At 69.9% G+C, this 867-nt stretch carries 1 protein-coding gene; it reads right to left on the bottom strand.

What is annotated here, in order from left to right:
- Window positions 1–126 precede the first annotated feature (126 nt).
- Window positions 127–867 (bottom strand): glycoside hydrolase family 16 protein (locus tag OO57_RS37900; RefSeq protein ID WP_033257467.1); only part of this gene is annotated, 741 nt, incomplete at its 5' end.

Genomic DNA, 867 nt, shown 5'->3' with positions numbered 1-867 from the left:
GTGTGGCATGAGGGCCTTTCTGGGAGCCGGTGCAGATGTCGCAATCCACACCGAGCCAGAAGGCCCTCACTCATTTCAAGATCACCACACCGTGAACCCTGTCACCAACCTCCGTGGTCAGTACATCTAGTGCTGCCAGACGCCGACCCAGGCGACGTGGAGCCGGGCGGTGTCGGTGTCGGCGGACGGGGCCTGTTCGAAGCCGACGGCGAGGTTGATCAGGAGTTCCATGGGGACGCGGGGGATCAGGTCGGGGTCGGTGATCTGGAAGCGGGGGGTGCCGTCGACGTACCAGGTGATGCCGTCGGGTTCCCAGTCGACGCCGAGGACGTGGTAGCCGCCCGCGAAGTCGGCGGGGCCGTAGCGCTGGTGGGAGATGGTGTCCCGGCCCTGGGGGGTGAGGCCGTGCAGGTTGAGGTCGACGTAGCGGTTGGAGTTGATGAACTCGGCGATGTCGATCTCGGGGAGGCCGCCGCGGGTGGCGGCGGGCAGCAGCCAGAAGGCGGGGAACATGCCGGTGGCGTCGGCGGGGGCCTGGATCGCGGCGGCGACGTAGCCGTAGGTGAAGGTGTGCCGGGGCGGGGCGTCCCAGTGGTCGCGGCCGGTGGAGACCATGCCGGACGTCCAGGGGTAGGTCTTGTCGTCGCTGCCGGTGGTGGGGCGGCGGGTGGCGGTGAGGGTGAGGGCGCCGTCCGCGACACCGACCTGGCCGGGGAGGTACCACTCGCTCTCCTTGTTGCCCTCGTTGGTGCAGCCGCCCCGGTTCCAGTCGTAGCAGGTCGTCCAGTCGGCGGGGTCGAGGGTGCGGCCGGTGAAGTCGTCGTGGAATGCGGAGTGCCAGGGGCGGGTGGCGGCGGGGGGCTGGGC

Origin of the sequence: Kitasatospora phosalacinea (genome assembly GCF_000717185.1) — a bacterium.
GTDB classification, from domain to species: domain Bacteria; phylum Actinomycetota; class Actinomycetes; order Streptomycetales; family Streptomycetaceae; genus Kitasatospora; species Kitasatospora phosalacinea_A.
Note: the sequence above shows the minus strand (reverse complement) of the source record. Positions and strands in the feature narration are given on the sequence as shown.